The 16,147-nt window shown below is 52.6% G+C and carries 12 protein-coding genes; 11 read left to right on the top strand and 1 reads right to left on the bottom strand.

All coding sequences use genetic code 11. The annotated features are described in order from the left end of the window. Positions 1-228: 228 nt before the first annotated feature. The 11 genes from coaBC to AB1500_11085 all read left to right on the top strand — a co-directional run bounded on the left by coaBC (position 229) and on the right by AB1500_11085 (position 14,015). On the top strand, positions 229-1,416 hold the full coding sequence (gene coaBC / locus AB1500_11135; GenBank protein ID MEW6183704.1) for a bifunctional phosphopantothenoylcysteine decarboxylase/phosphopantothenate--cysteine ligase CoaBC: 1,188 nt from the start codon (positions 229-231) through the stop codon (positions 1,414-1,416). 156 nt (positions 1,417-1,572) lie between these two features. Next, a complete protein-coding gene (gene priA, locus AB1500_11130) occupies positions 1,573-3,783 on the top strand; it encodes a primosomal protein N' (GenBank protein MEW6183703.1) in 2,211 nt (736 codons plus the stop codon). 400 nt (positions 3,784-4,183) lie between these two features. Further along, positions 4,184-4,642 (top strand): peptide deformylase, encoded by a 459-nt coding sequence (def, locus tag AB1500_11125; GenBank protein ID MEW6183702.1) that lies wholly within the window; start codon positions 4,184-4,186, stop codon positions 4,640-4,642. A gap of 42 nt (positions 4,643-4,684) precedes the next feature. Further along, positions 4,685-5,617 carry a methionyl-tRNA formyltransferase gene (gene fmt / locus AB1500_11120; protein ID MEW6183701.1) on the top strand — a complete coding sequence of 311 codons (933 nt, stop codon included), beginning with the start codon at positions 4,685-4,687 and terminating at the stop codon, positions 5,615-5,617. A gap of 319 nt (positions 5,618-5,936) precedes the next feature. Further along, positions 5,937-7,316 carry a 16S rRNA (cytosine(967)-C(5))-methyltransferase RsmB gene (rsmB, locus tag AB1500_11115; GenBank protein MEW6183700.1) on the top strand — a complete coding sequence of 460 codons (1,380 nt, stop codon included), beginning with the start codon at positions 5,937-5,939 and terminating at the stop codon, positions 7,314-7,316. Positions 7,317-7,440: 124 nt separating this feature from the next. After that, a complete protein-coding gene (gene rlmN / locus AB1500_11110; GenBank protein MEW6183699.1) occupies positions 7,441-8,478 on the top strand; it encodes a 23S rRNA (adenine(2503)-C(2))-methyltransferase RlmN in 1,038 nt (345 codons plus the stop codon). 52 nt (positions 8,479-8,530) lie between these two features. Beyond that, positions 8,531-9,241: a Stp1/IreP family PP2C-type Ser/Thr phosphatase gene (locus AB1500_11105; protein MEW6183698.1), complete on the top strand. Its 711-nt coding sequence runs from the start codon at positions 8,531-8,533 to the stop codon at positions 9,239-9,241. A 109-nt stretch (positions 9,242-9,350) separates the two neighbouring features. Beyond that, entirely contained in the window at positions 9,351-11,150 is a 1,800-nt protein-coding gene (locus AB1500_11100) for a PASTA domain-containing protein (GenBank protein MEW6183697.1), read from the top strand. 441 nt (positions 11,151-11,591) lie between these two features. Beyond that, complete coding sequence (gene rsgA / locus AB1500_11095; protein MEW6183696.1) at positions 11,592-12,476, top strand: ribosome small subunit-dependent GTPase A; 885 nt, start codon at positions 11,592-11,594, stop codon at positions 12,474-12,476. Then, a complete protein-coding gene (gene rpe, locus AB1500_11090) occupies positions 12,469-13,125 on the top strand; it encodes a ribulose-phosphate 3-epimerase (GenBank protein ID MEW6183695.1) in 657 nt (218 codons plus the stop codon). The genes rsgA and rpe overlap by 8 nt, the downstream gene beginning before the upstream one ends. 227 nt (positions 13,126-13,352) lie before the next feature. Beyond that, the gene (locus tag AB1500_11085; protein ID MEW6183694.1) at positions 13,353-14,015 is read left to right on the top strand and encodes a redox-sensing transcriptional repressor Rex; all 663 of its coding nucleotides are present in this window, start codon (positions 13,353-13,355) and stop codon (positions 14,013-14,015) included. A gap of 86 nt (positions 14,016-14,101) precedes the next feature. Here AB1500_11085 and AB1500_11080 read toward each other — a convergent pair whose 3' ends face one another. Next, positions 14,102-15,763, bottom strand: coding sequence for a diguanylate cyclase (locus tag AB1500_11080; protein MEW6183693.1), 1,662 nt, complete (start codon positions 15,761-15,763; stop codon positions 14,102-14,104). Between the last annotated feature and the right edge of the window lie 384 nt (positions 15,764-16,147).

Genomic DNA, 16,147 nt, shown 5'->3' with positions numbered 1-16,147 from the left:
GTAGCGGCAAAGTATGCCCGTATTCTTACGGAAAAAGTAAACGCCGGCTTAATTGATGAACAGCAAAAGCCGGTGTCGCAAGCGTTTGAAGATCTAACGACCGGTAAGGTGAAGTGCGGTCCTCCCAAACGAGGTCCCAAGCAAGCCCAGTGAAAATCGATTCTGTTTCTCAGTGCTCAAAATCTTAATTCGTTGTAAACACATAAATATCTCGACAGGGTGGTAGTCGTGCTTAACGGGATGAAAATCGTTGTCGGCGTAACCGGCGGTATCGGGGCTTACAAGGCGGCTGAACTCGTTTCACGCCTGCGCGATGAAGGGGCAACGGTGCCGGTTGTTATGACGGATGCCGCCCGTGAGTTCATTCGGCCCCTGGTTTTCGAAACCCTCACCGGGCAAAGTGTTTTCACCGGCCTGTTCGGCGGGAAGAACCCACTGCCGCATATCACCCTGTCCGAAAGCGACCTCTTGGTTGTCTACCCGGCGACGGCAAACGTTATCGGACAGGCCGCCTGCGGACTCGGGCCGGACCTCCTAACGACGCTTCTTCTGGCCTTTAAGAGCCCCGTAATCCTTTGTCCGGCAATGAATTCCCGAATGTATGAGAATCCGGTTCTTCAGGAGAATATCAAAAAACTTGAGGAACGCGGTTATGTTTTTGTTCCTCCTGAAACAGGCCGCCTGGCCTGTGGTAAAGCCGGGACCGGACGCCTGGCTCCGGCAACGACCGTACTGGAGACCATCCGCGGCGTTCTTGCGCCCAAGGACCTTAAGGGATTAAAATTCCTGGTTACGGCGGGGCCGACCCGCGAACACCTGGACCCGGTGCGGTACATCACCAACCGGAGTTCCGGCAAGATGGGATACGCCATAGCACGGGCAGCCCGCGACAGAGGTGCCCGTGTTGTTTTGGTCAGCGGCCCTACCAGCATCGAAAAGCCTTCCGGGGTATCTTTTATAGGGATAAACACCGCTTTTGAAATGAGAGAAGCGGTGCTTTCGCATTTTGATGCGTCACAAATCGTTATAATGTGCGCTGCCGTCAGTGATTATCGTCCTGCAAGTCTATCAAAGCGGAAAATCAAGAAAGAAAACGCGGAGCTTACGGTGAAGTTTACGCCGAACCCGGATATCCTTATGGAACTCGGCAGTCACAAAAATCAGCAGATTCTGGTCGGCTTTGCCGCCGAAACCGAAAACGTGCTGGATCATGCCCGTACAAAACTTCAGGCCAAAAATCTTGATCTCATCGTTGCTAACGATATAGGACGGGAGGGTGCGGGGTTTGAAACGGACACCAATGCCGTCGGTCTGGTTTTCCGCGACGGAAGGTTTATTGAACTGCCGATGATGGACAAGCTTTCGGTTGCCCACCGCTTGCTCGATGTAATCCTTGATCTCCTGCAATACGATTAATTACCGCGATAAAACCGGCGGCCGGCGGTTTCCAAAAACCCCTTCCATATCTTCCGGCATCACCTTACCTCCGGTCCTCCCGGAACTGGAGCCATCCATGTTACAGCATGGTGTTCGAGGTGCGGCACACTCCTCGCAGGAAGGAAAAAACAATTCTTGAACAAGACGATTGTAGCTCAGGTAATTATAAACCGGCCTCTGCGCGGCCTCGACCGGGTTTTTACGTACGCAATCCCCGAAAATTTAATCGAAGTGATAGTGCCTGGTTCGCGGGTCGTTGTTCCTTTTGGAAGGCAAAAGGTCACCGGTTGCGTTCTCGCGACGGGTGACGAAGCCTCTCCGAATATCGATCTCAAAGAAATTCTTTCTTTGGACGAAGAAACGCCTTCCGTGCCACCGGTTTTGATTAAACTGGCAAGGTGGATTGCGTCGCGCTACCTGTGTACTTACCGCGAAGCCCTGTCCGTTCTTTACGGGCCGGTCGGGAACAAAACAAGGCGCGACCAGCACTGCCTCTGGCCGGAGGGAGATGCTTCAGTCATACTGACGCAGCTCGAATCATTAAAAGCTCCGGCCCAGGTAAGGGCACTCAACGTAATCGCCGCTCATCCCGGTATCGCCAGACCCGTATTATTACGCGAGGCCGGTGTTGGCGCCGCAACGTTAAACACGTTGATAAAAAAAGGTTACGTAACAACCACAACGGTACCCTTATCGGAAACACCTTATGGAAAGGTAGCCGTTGACGACTCCAAGCCGCCCGTGCTTAATCCGGAGCAACAATCAGCCTTCGAAGAGGTACTGAGATCGATCCGGAACCGGGAGCAACGGGTGTTTCTTATTCACGGCGTCACGGGGAGCGGGAAAACAGAGATTTACCTTCACGCCGCTGCCGCCGCTTTAGCCTCCGGAACTCAGTCTATTATTCTCGTCCCTGAAATCGCACTCGCGCACCAGATGGTACTCCATTTCAAGTCCCGCTTCGGGAACAAGGTGGCAGTAATCCACAGCAACATGAGCCGGCAACAGCGTCACAACGAGTGGGAACGCGTACAATCCGGCAAGGCTCAGATAGTGTTGGGGGCAAGGTCGGCGATTTTCGCTCCCACCGGTAATCTGGGCCTTATTGTTGTTGACGAAGAACACGAGCCCGCCTATAAACAAGAACAGGCGCCGCGCTATCACGCCCGGGAGGTTGCCGTCGCCCGGGGAGCCCTTGAAAAAGCGGTTGTGGTTCTCGGAAGCGCCACACCGGCTCTAGAGTCATATGCCCGTACTTTAAACAACCGGTACCGATGCCTTGCCCTTCCCAACAGGATCGACGGCTGCAAGCTGCCGGATATTAAGGTCGTGGACCTTCGCGAAGAGTTCCGGGTCGGAAACCCCAGCGTATTGAGCAGAATGCTCGCCGAACGCATCTCGCAAAAGCTTCGCAAGAAGGAACAGGTCCTGCTTTTTTTGAACAGACGTGGGTTTGCGTCATTCGTCCTTTGCCGGACATGCGGGAACATCATCCGCTGTCCGAACTGTGACATAGCGTTAACCTATCATCAGCCGGAAACGCTCCTCTGCCACTACTGCCACCACAGGACACGTCACCCCGGCAGATGTCCGGTTTGCGACAGCCGGTTGGAACAATTCGGGTCCGGCACGCAGCGGGTGGAGGAAGAGGTGCGCGGCTTTTATCCGAATGCCCGCGTTTTGAGAATGGATGCGGAAACGACGGCCCGCCGGGGCAGCCACGCTTCAATTCTCGATGCATTTATGGCCAGGGACGTGGATATCCTAATCGGCACCCAGATGGTTGCAAAAGGCCTGGATATTCCTGGGGTGACGCTTGTCGGTGTAATCAACGCCGACACCTCACTTTTGCTGCCTGACTTTCGGGCGGCCGAGCGAACCTTTCAACTTTTATACCAGGTAGCAGGACGTGCCGGACGGGGCGAACTGCCGGGCGAAGTTGTTATTCAGTCCCACTGTCCGGAGCATTACGCCGTACAGCTAAGTTCCCGCCAGGACTACTCGGCCTTCGCCCGCAAAGAACTCGACTTCCGGAGACGTTTTGGTTATCCTCCTTACACCTCGTTGCTGCGGGTTCTTGTCTCCGGCCTTTCCGAAGATGCTGTTGTCTCGCAGGCCGGGGAATTCGCCTCCCTGGCAAAATCAACCACAGAAGGTGAGTTTGTAGTGCTTGGACCGGCGCCGTGCCCCTTTAGTAAATTAAAAGGCCGTTATCGGTGGCATATTATTCTAAAAGGGAAACGCGGAGAGGCCTTGCGCCGGATCTGCCGCGATGTTCTGGAAGGGATGACCCCTCATAAAAACATCAAGTTAACTGTCGACGTCGACCCTCAGAGTTTAGTATAGTGTTTATTAATAAACGTTTGCCCGCCGCAAGTTTTGTTGCCGGCAGCCTTATAATTATTATAATCAGACCAAAAGGAAAAGATTTGTTGAGGGAGTCGCCGATGCCGCATTCGGCGGCACCACGAAAATGACCCGTAAGCGTGTTGCTTAGCTGCAGTAGTATGACATAAACGAAACGCCGTGAGAAGCAAGCAGAGCAAGGAAGAGCGACGGAGACGAACCGGGACGATCGGGAAGTGTGAAGTGAGAAGTTGGAAGTTCTCGGAAGGATTCGCTTATAAGCGAATCCCCACAAGCATCTAACCTCTAACCCCCCACCTCCCCACCTCGCAGTTGGCAGCAATGCGTTACTCATCGCTGCGCCCACCGAAAGAAGCACTATTTCCGAAGGAGAGAAAGGATGGCTGTCTTTAGGATTGTACAGGTCGGAGATCCGGTTTTACGGGAAAAAGCGCGGCCGGTTATGAAAATCACCCCGGCGGTGCTTCGTCTTATTGACGACATGACCGAAACTATGCATTCCGCCAGCGGTTTGGGCTTGGCGGCGCCGCAGGTCGGCGTTCCGAAACGTGTGATCGTGGTGGACGCCGGACACGGTTTACACGAGTTAATAAATCCGGAAATCCTTACCGCCAAGGGAAACGTCACTGACCGGGAAGGATGTTTAAGCCTTCCGGGAATATGGGGCGAGGTAAGAAGAGCAAGCTATGTGAAGGTCAGAGCGATGAACCGTCACGGTGAAACAGTGGAAATCGACGCGAAGGATTATTTTGCAAGGGCGCTGCAGCACGAGATCGACCACCTCGATGGTGTTCTTTTCATCGACCGGGCACTTAAAATCGTGCGCGACGAGGGATAGTGGTTACGCCAATGTGATGCGAAAGGGTGATTAGTTACGCGAATTGTTTTCATGGGTACACCGGTCTTCGCGGTTCCGGCCCTTGAAGCATTAATTAACACCGGCCATCAGGTCGCACTGGTAGTCACCCAGCCCGACAGGCCGAGGGGCCGGGGTGGGGTGGTGTCCCCGCCGCCGGTTAAGGATGTCGCACTTACTCACGGAATGACCGTTTTCCAACCGATTCGTGTGAAGGAACAGGAATCGATCGCCCGTATCCGCGATGCGTCCCCGGAAGCGATTATCGTAGCGGCTTACGGAAAGATACTCCCCAGAGAAATTCTTTCGATACCGTCCAACGGCTGTATAAATATTCACGCCTCGCTGCTCCCCAAGTACAGAGGGGCGGCGCCGATACAATGGGCGCTGTTGAAAGGCGAAGAAGAAACAGGGGTCACGACAATGTTAATGGACGAAGGGCTGGATACGGGCGATATTCTGCTCCAGAAGGCGATACCTATTACCGACACGGACAACTTCGGCACCCTGTACACAAAACTTTCTGAGATCGGCGCCGAGCTGTTGATTGAAACCCTTTCGCTTTTGCAGAAAGGTACCCTTTCCCGCAGACCGCAGGAGCACGGGGAGTTCGTTCAGGCTCCTCCCCTTACCAAGTCGGACGAGAAGATATCCTGGACGGCAGACGCCAAAGCCATCTGCGACCGGATTCGTGCCCTGGACCCATCGCCCGGAGCACGCACCTTTTTAAATGTAAAACTCCTTAAAATATGGCGGGCAAAAGAATGGACGGGGGAAGGCACCCTTCGGGGGTTACCCGGAGAAGTCATCGGAAGCAATGCAGAGGGGATAATAGTCCAGGCCGGAACGGGTGCGGTACTGCTTCAGGAGTTGCAGGCCGCAGGAAGCCGCCGGTTACCCGCAGCGGTGTTCCTACGCGGCCACCCGCTGCCCGCGGGAACGATCCTGGGAGAATAATCCGACGACATTTGAGATGTATTTTAACCCGGACAAGCCGGAACCACCCAGCACTCAATGGCATGTTATAACTTCTTTGCATCGTTATATACAATGCGACTTAGAACGCGTCTTAAGATCAGCAAGTTGAGTGCTGGGTCGCCACAGAGGCACAGAGTTCACAGAGAACAGGAATATCAAGACTAAATAACAAAAATGAATACCCATATTTCCGTCTTTTCCCCTCCGTGTGCTCTGTGTCTCTGTGGTTAATTTTTCTTGCCATCTTGCGTAGAACATTGCGTCAAAGGCCCTAAAAGCGAATAAAAAGGGGATTAGTTTGGCATATTCCGCACGGGAGCTTGCAGTAAGAGCGTTACACGCCGCAGAAACCAACGACGCATACGCAAACATCGCCGTCGGCGGCATAATGGAGAAATACCGTCCGGAAGGGCCCGAGCGGGCGCTGTTGACCGAGTTGTGCTACGGCACCCTCCGGCGGCTCAACACCATCGACTGGATACTGAACAAATACGTTAAGAAACCGCTCGGTGAACAGAACGCATGGGTGCGCAACATATTGCGGACAGCGGTCTATCAGATATTATACCTTGAGCGTATCCCCGAAGCCGCCGCGTGTAACGAAGCCGTGAATTTGGGCAAGAAATACTCTCCGCGCCAAGCAGGTTTTATAAACGCCGTTTTGCGCCATGTCGTAAGGGAAAAAGGAAATACGCACTTCCCTGAACTAAACGACGACCCGGTAGAACACATCGCCCTGACTTATTCTCACCCCCCCTGGCTTGTTGAGTTGTGGCTCAAGGAGTTGGGGATCGAAAAAACCATACGCGCTTGTAAGGCGGATAACCTACCGCCGGCCGTCACGATTCGCACCAATCTCCTTCACACGTCGAGAGAAGCTCTTCTAGAATCCTTGCAAAATGAAGAAGGGTTAACGGTAACACCGACGTCCTACGCCCCTGAAGGGATTTCGGTTCAAGGGTTTAAAAGCATTTCATCGTTGGAGTCCTTCCGCAAAGGATTATTCTTCGTTCAGGACGAAAGTTCCATGCTGGCCGCACATGCCTTAAGCCCGTCTCCGGGCGCCCTTGTTCTGGACGCCTGCGGCGCTCCCGGGGGTAAAGCCACGCACATCGCGGAACTGATGGGTGACACCGGAAGGATTATAACGGCTGATACCCACGCGCACCGTCTCGCGCTGGTTACCGATAACTACCGGCGGCTCCGCATTAATAGCATAGACACACTGCTGTGCGACGCACGTGAACTTCAAGAACGGTTCAAAGGGACCGCGGACTTTGTCCTTGTGGATGCTCCCTGCTCCGGCCTGGGTGTTCTCCGTCGCAAACCCGACATCAGGTGGCGTAAAGTGCCTGACGACATACCGCGGATTGCGGCGCTTCAGAAGGACATACTTCAGTGTGCGGCCGCGTGCGTTCGACCGCAAGGGGTTTTGGTGTACAGCACATGCACCATAAGTGACAGGGAAAACTTATCACAGATCACGGATTTTTCGGCGCAAAATCCCGATTTCATTCTCGAAGACCTTCGGCCCTTCCTGTCGGCCGAACTGGACACCGATGGCACCTTAAGCGAAGGTTATGTCCAAATCATGCCTTACCAGTGGATGGACGGCTTCTTTATTGCCAGACTGCGCCGGAAGGGTTTCCAGCGGTTCTTCGCGAATAATTATCATTAAGACTATATTAAAAAGCGTGATGCTTGAGTACCGGTGTTTTACGCCGTCCGGTCTATGTTTTCTTCGAGGAAACGGTTATAATTGGTCTCTTTTACATATTCACAAAAGGAAGTAAAATGTATAGGTGAACATAAAGGAACTGTCTTTTGAGGAAGTCGAATCGTTCATTAATAGTCTAGGAGAACCGCGCTTTAGGGCGCATCAGGTTATTGACTGGATCTTTGTAAAAGGTGTTGCGGCTTTCGACGCCATGACGAATCTGCCTCTACGGTTCAGACAGCGCCTCACGACAGCCGCAACATTATCCGTACCTGAAATTCTCAGAAGTAGTGTATCCACGGACGGCATGACCATAAAATACCTTTTAGGATTTGATGACGGTGAAACGGTGGAAACAGTGTTTATGCACCGCCCGTGGGGCCGGACTGTGTGCGTTTCAACGCAGGCGGGATGCCGAATGGGTTGCGGTTTTTGTGCCTCGGCAATCGGCGGTCTCAACAGGAATCTTACCGCGGGTGAGATTTATGATCAGGTTTTATTCGTGCAGAAAAATACCGGAACGCGTGTCAGTCATGTAGTATTGATGGGAACGGGGGAGCCTTTTGACAACCTTGAAAACACAATCCGTTTCCTTAAGAATATAACCGACCCGGTGGGGCTCGGGATCGGCGCCCGACACATTACGGTTTCCACCTGCGGCGTTATTCCCGGCATATACGCGCTTGCCGGCCTGGGGCTTCAGGTGGGACTTGCTGTTTCGCTTCACGCCCCGAACGATGATTTGCGCAGCCGGCTTTTACCCGTAAACCGCCGTTATCCGCTTAAGGCGTTAATTCCGGCCTGCCGCGCATTTACCGATATTACGGGACGGAGGGTTACGTTCGAATACACACTTGTATCCGGAGTGAACGACGGTAAGGATGAGGCCGTAGAGCTTGCGAATCTCTTGCAGGGACTTCTCTGCCACGTAAACCTTATCCCGTTAAACCGGGTGGTGGAACGCCGCTTTAAAGCGCCTACTCCGGAGCAGGTGGCTGCTTTTGAATCGGTTCTTGCGCGTAACCGTATTGCCGTAACCGTCCGCCGCGAGGTGGGAAGCAGAATTTCTGCCGCCTGCGGTCAACTCAGAAAGAGTTACCTTAAAGATAAAAATACGAATTGACCGCTAACCCGAAAGGCAACCTTTTTTATAAAGAACTCCCGGAGGAAAACAAGTGGAGTGGATCGCACGAAGTGAAAAGGGGCTCGTAAGGCCGAATAATGAGGATAATCTCCTTACTTTTCCGGAAATCGGCCTTTTCGCAGTAGCCGACGGTATGGGAGGGCACCAGGCGGGAGAGGTGGCCAGCCGGCTTGCTATCGAATGCCTGAAAATAACCTTGAGCCAGGGAATCCGCACCGATCCGCTGCCGCAACTGATGACCGCCGCCGGTGAGGCGAACCGGGTTGTATACGCCGCCGCTCAGGAGAATAAAGAGTACGGCGGAATGGGAACCACCTTAACCGCCTGCGTCATCCAGGCTCAATCGCTTTACTGGGTGCATATCGGAGACAGCAGGGGATACCTGATACGGAACGATGAGATAACCCAATTTACACGGGACCACTCCCTGGTGTCAACTTATGTCCGCCAGGGAAAACTTACACCGGAGGAAGCGGAAAGCCACCCTTACCGGAATGTCTTAAGCCGCGCCCTGGGCACCGAGCCCGCTACATCAATGGACAGCGGTTCGGTTAACGTTTTTACGGGCGACAGGATCGTATTATGCACCGATGGTTTGACGAATCACCTTGCCGCTGAAGACATCCTTAACCTGCTCAGGCAAGGCGGCTTGGAGGAGCAGGCAGGCGCTCTTATAGACCTTGCCCTTGAACGCGGGGGCAAGGATAACGTCACGTTAATTCTGATAAGCATTACAGATTGAAAGAGCACCGATACACTTTCTGATTGTTAAATATACCGGCTCTATCCATCATAATCATTGAAACATAAGACCTGGCAATATATAAGGGAAAGGGGAACACCGGGTATAAATGATTGACCGGGTGTTAGGGAAGCGCTACAAGATCTTGCAGGAACTAGGCGGCGGCGGGATGGCTGTGGTATACAAGGGACAGGACCTGCTGCTGAACCGTTTCGTCACCATTAAGATACTGCGGGATGAATTCACCAAAGACCAGGACTTTATCCGCCGTTTCCGCCATGAAGCGCGTGCAGTGGCAAGTTTGTCGCACCCAAACATCGTAAGTGTCTTTGACGTCGGCAGCGATGACGGGATTCAATATCTTGTAATGGAGTTTGTCGAAGGGCAGAACCTTAAATCACTTATTAAAGAAGGAAAAGCGAACCTGAGCCTCGCCATGGTGGTGGCGCGCGACATTTGCGACGCGCTGGACCACGCCCACACCAGGGGCATCGTCCATCGCGACGTCAAGCCTCATAATATCCTGATTACCGCGACAGGAAGAGCCAAGCTTACCGATTTCGGCATTGCACGCGCTGTGGGTGGAACCACGTTATCCGCCACCAAGACCCTTCTGGGTTCCGTGCAGTACATCTCTCCCGAACAGGCCCGGGGAGAACCCGCGGATGCCCGGTCGGATATATACTCCCTCGGCGCCGTTCTTTACGAGACACTCACCGGGAAACCGCCCTTCACCGGTGATAATCCGGTTGCGGTCGCAATCAAACATATCCAGGATAATCCGGTTCCGGTCTGCAAAGTAAATCCTGATGTTCCGGCGGCGCTCGCGGCAATTGTTGAAAAGGCGATGGCCAAGAACCCGCCCATGCGTTTTCAATCGGTAAAAGCCATGGCGTCGGAGATCAGTGAATTACTGGACGACTTGCCCTGGGACAACCTTAACGAACGGTGGGGTGATATAATAAGGCGCAAGCGACGCTTAAAGCCAGTCGGTTACGTTGTTTTAGGCGCTGTCTTTTTATTATTGCTTTTCGGCAGCTGGTGGGCGGTCAAATGGTACCTTTATGTTCCCGAAGTTGTCGTTCCCGACGTCAAGGGGCAAAACGTTAGTATGGCGCAACAAACACTCAGCGAAAACGGATTGCGCTCCCAGGTCCAGGAGATAAACAGCACCGATGTAGAAAAAGGTAAGGTTATAAGACAGGACATAGAGCCCGGGAGCCGGGTGAAGAAAGGACGGCTTATAACTCTTATTGCCAGCCTGGGACCACAGATGTGCACCGTTCCCGATGTCAGGGACAAACTGCTTCAAGACGCGGAAATGATTCTCGTGAACGAAGGTTTCAATGTTGCATCGCGCACGGAAGTCTTCAGCGACGATGTTCCTGCCGGTCTTGTCTCGGACCAGGACCCGGTCCCGGGTGTAACGCGTCCCAAAGATAGCGACGTTAAGCTTTTCGTCAGCAGGGGGCCGAAACCGGTTCTAAAGTCCGTACCCAGTGTTATCGGATTGACCCTCGATACCGCAAGGGAGAAACTGACCCAGACGGGTTTCATTCTCGGCGAAACCATCGGCAAGCAGACAAGCACCCAGTACCCGGTGGGATATGTGACGGCTCAAGATCCTGCGGCCGGCGCAAGCCTTGAAGCCGGAAAGGCGGTTAATGTTACTTTAAGCGAAGGCCCCGGTCCTACGCCCAAGCAGGCGACCGTCAGGCTTCAAATGCCGAACGACGGGCAGGATCACTCGCTGCGAATAACGGTAAACGACTCCCGCGGTCTAGTGGAAGCTTACAATGCATCCCAGCCCGCCAATGAGCGTGTGACTGAAACGGTTACATACTACGGACCGGCGACCATCTCCGTTTACCTGGACGGCCGGCTTGTGAGTGAACAAAACCTTTCGTAAAGAAAGTTGCTCTTAATTCGCGTAGGTCCTGTCTCTGATAGGGGAAATGTATACAAAGCTTCAACATAGAAAAACGCAGAACCTCCTGCCTTGCGCCAACGAGTTTCGGTGAATATCAGGCTCCATTTAAGAAGGAGTTCGCCATGCGGCCGGAGGCCGCTTCGGCTGAAGAATGAAAATGTGGAAAATGGCAGTTCACGAACATAGCGCAATACGGAGCGCGGGGAGAATCAGGTAGAGCACGAAAGCTTGGTAGGGGCGGGCCGGAGCGTACAGCATTGGAGGTTGGAGGTCGGAGGTCTGAAAAGAGAAGGAATTCGCTCACGAATTCCTTCAAGAATTCTAACCTCTAACATCTTACCTCTCACCTCCAAATTAGCTATACGCAGCTTATCGGCGCGCCCGCCGAAAGAAGCGCTATTTCCCGAGGGAGGTCAGGGGTTGCCGTTTGGTCAGGTGGTACGGTTTCACGGTGGTTTTTATTTTGTAATGGAGCAAAACACCGGCGTAATACGACAATGCGTGCGCCGCGGCAAGCTTGTAAAGGCACGGATCTGTGTCGGGGATTTGGTGGTAATCAACGAGGCGACCCCGGGCAGATTTGTAATTGAAGAGCTTCTACCAAGGCGGACGGAGTTGGTCCGTCCTTTGGTTACTAACGTCGAACAGGCCTTGATCGTGTTCGCGGCGTTAGAGCCCGAACCCAATTTTCAGCTGCTGGACACTCTCATTATGATAAGCACAATTGCCCGTATACGGCCGATTATCTGTTTTAATAAAATCGATCTCAACCCGGAAATCAACCGCCTCGAAGAGATTAAGACTTACGGACTTATCGGTTTCCACTCTGTTTTAACCAGCGCCGTGACGGGTGAGGGAGTGGATGAGCTTCGCGCCATTTTAACCGGGTATATCACCGTAATCACCGGTCCATCGGGCGTCGGGAAGTCAAGCCTGTTAAACGCCGCCGAGCAAGGCCTCCGCCTTAAGACCGGCGAAATCAATCCCAAAACCCGACGCGGCCGCCACGTCACAAGACTGACCGAACTGCTTCCTTTAAGGGACGGCGGTTTTATTGTCGATACGCCAGGTTTTACGAGTATTGATATCCCTGAAATTCCTCCCGCCGCCCTCGGAGGATATTTCCCGGAAATAGCCTCAAGGCTGGGAAGTTGTAGGTTTAACAACTGTCTACACCTGAATGAACCTGATTGCACCGTGCAACAGGCCGTAAAAACCGGTGCCATCGCTCGTTTCAGGTACGACAGTTACTGCGGTCTTCTGAATAGTATAACCAAACAGGAAAGGACGAAGCGCTTTGATTAAAATAGCCCCTTCAATCTTAGCCGCGGATTTTGCCCATCTTGCAGACGAAGTCCGAAAGGTCGAACCGGCGGGTGTGGCTTACCTGCACGTCGACGTTATGGACGGCTGGTTTGTGCCGAATATCACCATTGGTCCGGAGGTTGTCGCCTCACTCCGGTCACATACCCGCCTTATTTTGGATGTACACCTCATGATTGCCGCGCCCGACCGCTATCTTGCTGACTTTGCGCGCGCCGGCGCAGACATACTTACGGTGCACGCCGAGGCGTGCCCCCACCTTCACCGAACACTCGCCGCGATCCGGGAACTGGGAATCAGGGCGGGAGTGGCACTGAATCCCGCTACCCCCCCCGAGGTATTAGACTACGTCTTAGACCTTGTTGATTTAATCCTCGTTATGACCGTCAACCCCGGATTTGGCGGGCAGGAGTTCCTACCCGCGATGCTGCCCAAGATCACCTATATCAAAAACGCCCTTTCGTTAAGGAACCTTCAGGCAGAAATCGAGGTCGACGGTGGAATAAACGTGGAAACCGCTCCCAAGGTGATAGAATACGGGGCAAATGTTCTGGTGGCGGGCTCCTCGGTGTTTCGTTCCCCGGACCCGGCAAAAGCGGTGAGAGACCTTTTAGACGTATCAACCAAGTGATTTATTTCTCAAAATCAATTGACACAAATTTGCACTCTTAGATATAATAAGGCCGCGGCACCCTCTCAATTTCGCCTTCTCAAGTCCAAAGGCTGTTCCGCCTGAAGCGCGTGATTAAGCGTTTTCCCGCAATCGATAGTGAAAATGCGCACGTGTTATTCGTAACAAACAAGACCCGCAAAGACTAATACGGATGAGCTTACCAGCAATTGAAGGAGGCATTGAGCTTGAAGGTAATGCGTGTTCCGGAGGCGACGGTAAGCAGGTTGTCGATTTATTCACGCTATCTTGACCGACTGGACAAAATCGGCGTGGTGACTGTTTCCTCCGGTGAGATTGCCAAAGGTGTTGGAGTCAGCCCCGCGCAGGTGCGCAAAGACCTTGCCTATTTCGGCGAGTTTGGCACGCGGGGCGTCGGTTATAACGTAAAAGATCTTACGCGTTACATTTTAAAGATTCTGGGACTAACCCAGTTATGGCCTGTGGTGCTGGTAGGAGCGGGGAACCTTGGCACAGCGCTGTGTGCATACCGCGGATTTAAGGATCGTGGTTTTAATATCGTCGGCGTTTTTGATAACGATCTTTTGAAGATAGGCAAGCACATCCAAGATCTTGAGGTTCTGCCCATTGAAAAGGTTCCCGAAGTGGTGGCGGAACACGGCGTGCGTATCGGTATTATCGCCGTGCCTCAATCAGCCACGCAACCGGTGGCAGACCTTCTGGTAAAAAGCGGGGTGGAAGCGCTTCTCACCTTCGGACCCGCCGTGGTCCAGGCCGACGAGAACATAATCATTAGGAATGTTGACCTTTCTATAAAACTGGAGATCCTGACCTTCAATCTCGGATTTAAGGAACTGCAGCCATCCTACTGGTTCGAGCCGAAACTTTAAGTCCTGTGACAAGAAACAGGCAGGTCGTGATTGTCGTTTCCCATTATCCTCGAAAGGGAGTGGCAACCGCCGGTTGATGGATGTAACTACTTCTTCCACGCGACCACCCTGTTTTTACCCATCAGTTTTGCCTGGTACATAGCCTCATCCGCGCGTTGAATCATCTCATCGCTTGTAATACCCTTCCCGGGTGAATACTCCGCCACCCCCAGACTTACAGTTAGGAAGAAACTCTCGCCCGACGCCAGACGAATAGAAGACGACGCCGCATTATGCCTTAATTTTTCGGCCACAACCAGCCCGCCTTGGAGATCTGTATTTGGAAGAACGATAACGAACTCTTCACCACCGTAACGAACCATCAGGTCCATCTCCCTAAGTGAATCCTTAATCGTCCGGGCAACGTTCGCTAGGACCCTGTCGCCGAACTCGTGCCCGTATGTATCGTTAATAATCTTAAACTGGTCGATATCTAAAAAGATTACAACAAAAGCCTCCCGTCTTCTGTTTGCTTCCGCTATGTGCCGATGGAAATACTCTTCAAGAAAACGACGGTTGTAAAGATTGGTAAGAGGATCGATAAGAGACAGGTTGCGATTGAGCTCGCTTAACCTGAGGTTGGCTACCACCGCCGCCGTAACCGTAACGAAGCCTTCAAGCGGTTTTCTTATTTCGGGGTCGAAAAAGTTTGGCTTCAGGCTGCAGAGCCTGACCCACCCGAAGGCACGTCCGCCGATCGCCAGGGGGTAACACACGTAGCTGTTCACTTCCGGGTTCACACAGGTATACCGGCACCCCAAATCGTCGGCCACATTCTCGACGACATAGGGCCCCTGCGTACGGACAGCCTGGCAATAATCAATGTCCTTCAGTACCGGGTAATCGAACGGGGACGCTTGTCCGGAGTTGTACTTCTCTTCACCTGTAATACTCGAATAATAAGCGACGACCTTGCCCTGTCTTTGACCTTCATCGATAACCACGATGAGAATCTCATCAACGCCCAGGCGCTTCAAATAATGGATTAGGAGTTCGTAAGCCTCATCTTCTTTAATTAGTGAAAAAGCCCGAATTCCAAACCCCGAAAGATCGTTCAAGCGGTTAAAGTTTCGCTTTACATCGGACCGCATCCGCTCAGCCGCCTCTGTAATCCCTTCAAACTCTGAATAGCGCGCCGGTTCCAGCGGCAGGTTATAATCACCCCGCGCAATTGCTTTCAGGGTAAGAGAAATGCTTCGTATTGGGCTGAACCAGCGGGAGGCTGCGGTACTGACGACGAGACCGAGGGCGACCAGTAATACAACCAGCAACACTAACCTACTGAATATTAAACCACGGATCATGCGGTCGATCTGGGTCTGCGGGGTGCCGACATAAAGGATTCCCAACACCCGGCCTTCGGTGTCCCTGAGCGGCAGATAGGCGGTCTGGTAAGGTTTCCCCACAACAATGGCTTGTCCGAAATAGGGTTGGCCCTGTTCCAGCACTACTTTGTCGACGGGGCCTGAAACCCGCGTTCCGACGGCGGGCTTACCGGACGGCCCGGGAACGGTGGTGGCAATCCTGGTATCGTGAAGGAATATGGTACAGGTGTCGCCGGTCAATTTGGTGACCTTATTAACAATTTCGTTCCCATTCATAAGTGTGCCGCCTTTATAAAGACGGCTGCCTTTTTCCTTCCACGGCCCGGGGTAAAGGGCGTCAACCAGTGCTTCAGCCAGGTAAAGGTCGCCCTTGACTTTGCTCACAGCGCCTTCCTCGGCGCAGTTCTTGAGAACAAAAGTTGTATAGACAAAGGCGATTACGGACTGAAACACCAAAGCTAAAACAATCAATGAAAGTATCTGGTTTCGTAATGATCTGTGCGGCATTTTTAATTCATTTTTAGTTTTTTTGATATGTCTTTATTGTAAGTCCATATTCTATTTCCTTCAAGCCCGTTTCTCATTTATTACCTGAATTAGACCTATTTTGAGGTTTTACCTGTTACTTAACGCTTGCCTAAAGTCATTATCGTATTATGGGCGAATGCTTGAGAGATTTTAAGCCAATTGGAATCCGGTCACCGCCATGTGAAAATGAATTTTACCTTAATTTCTTTCTTGAAGGATTTTCTAACCCATAGACTCCTC

The organism is Bacillota bacterium, assembly GCA_040755295.1.
Taxonomy (GTDB): domain Bacteria; phylum Bacillota; class Desulfotomaculia; order Desulfotomaculales; family Ammonificaceae; genus SURF-55.
Note: the sequence above shows the minus strand (reverse complement) of the source record. Positions and strands in the feature narration are given on the sequence as shown.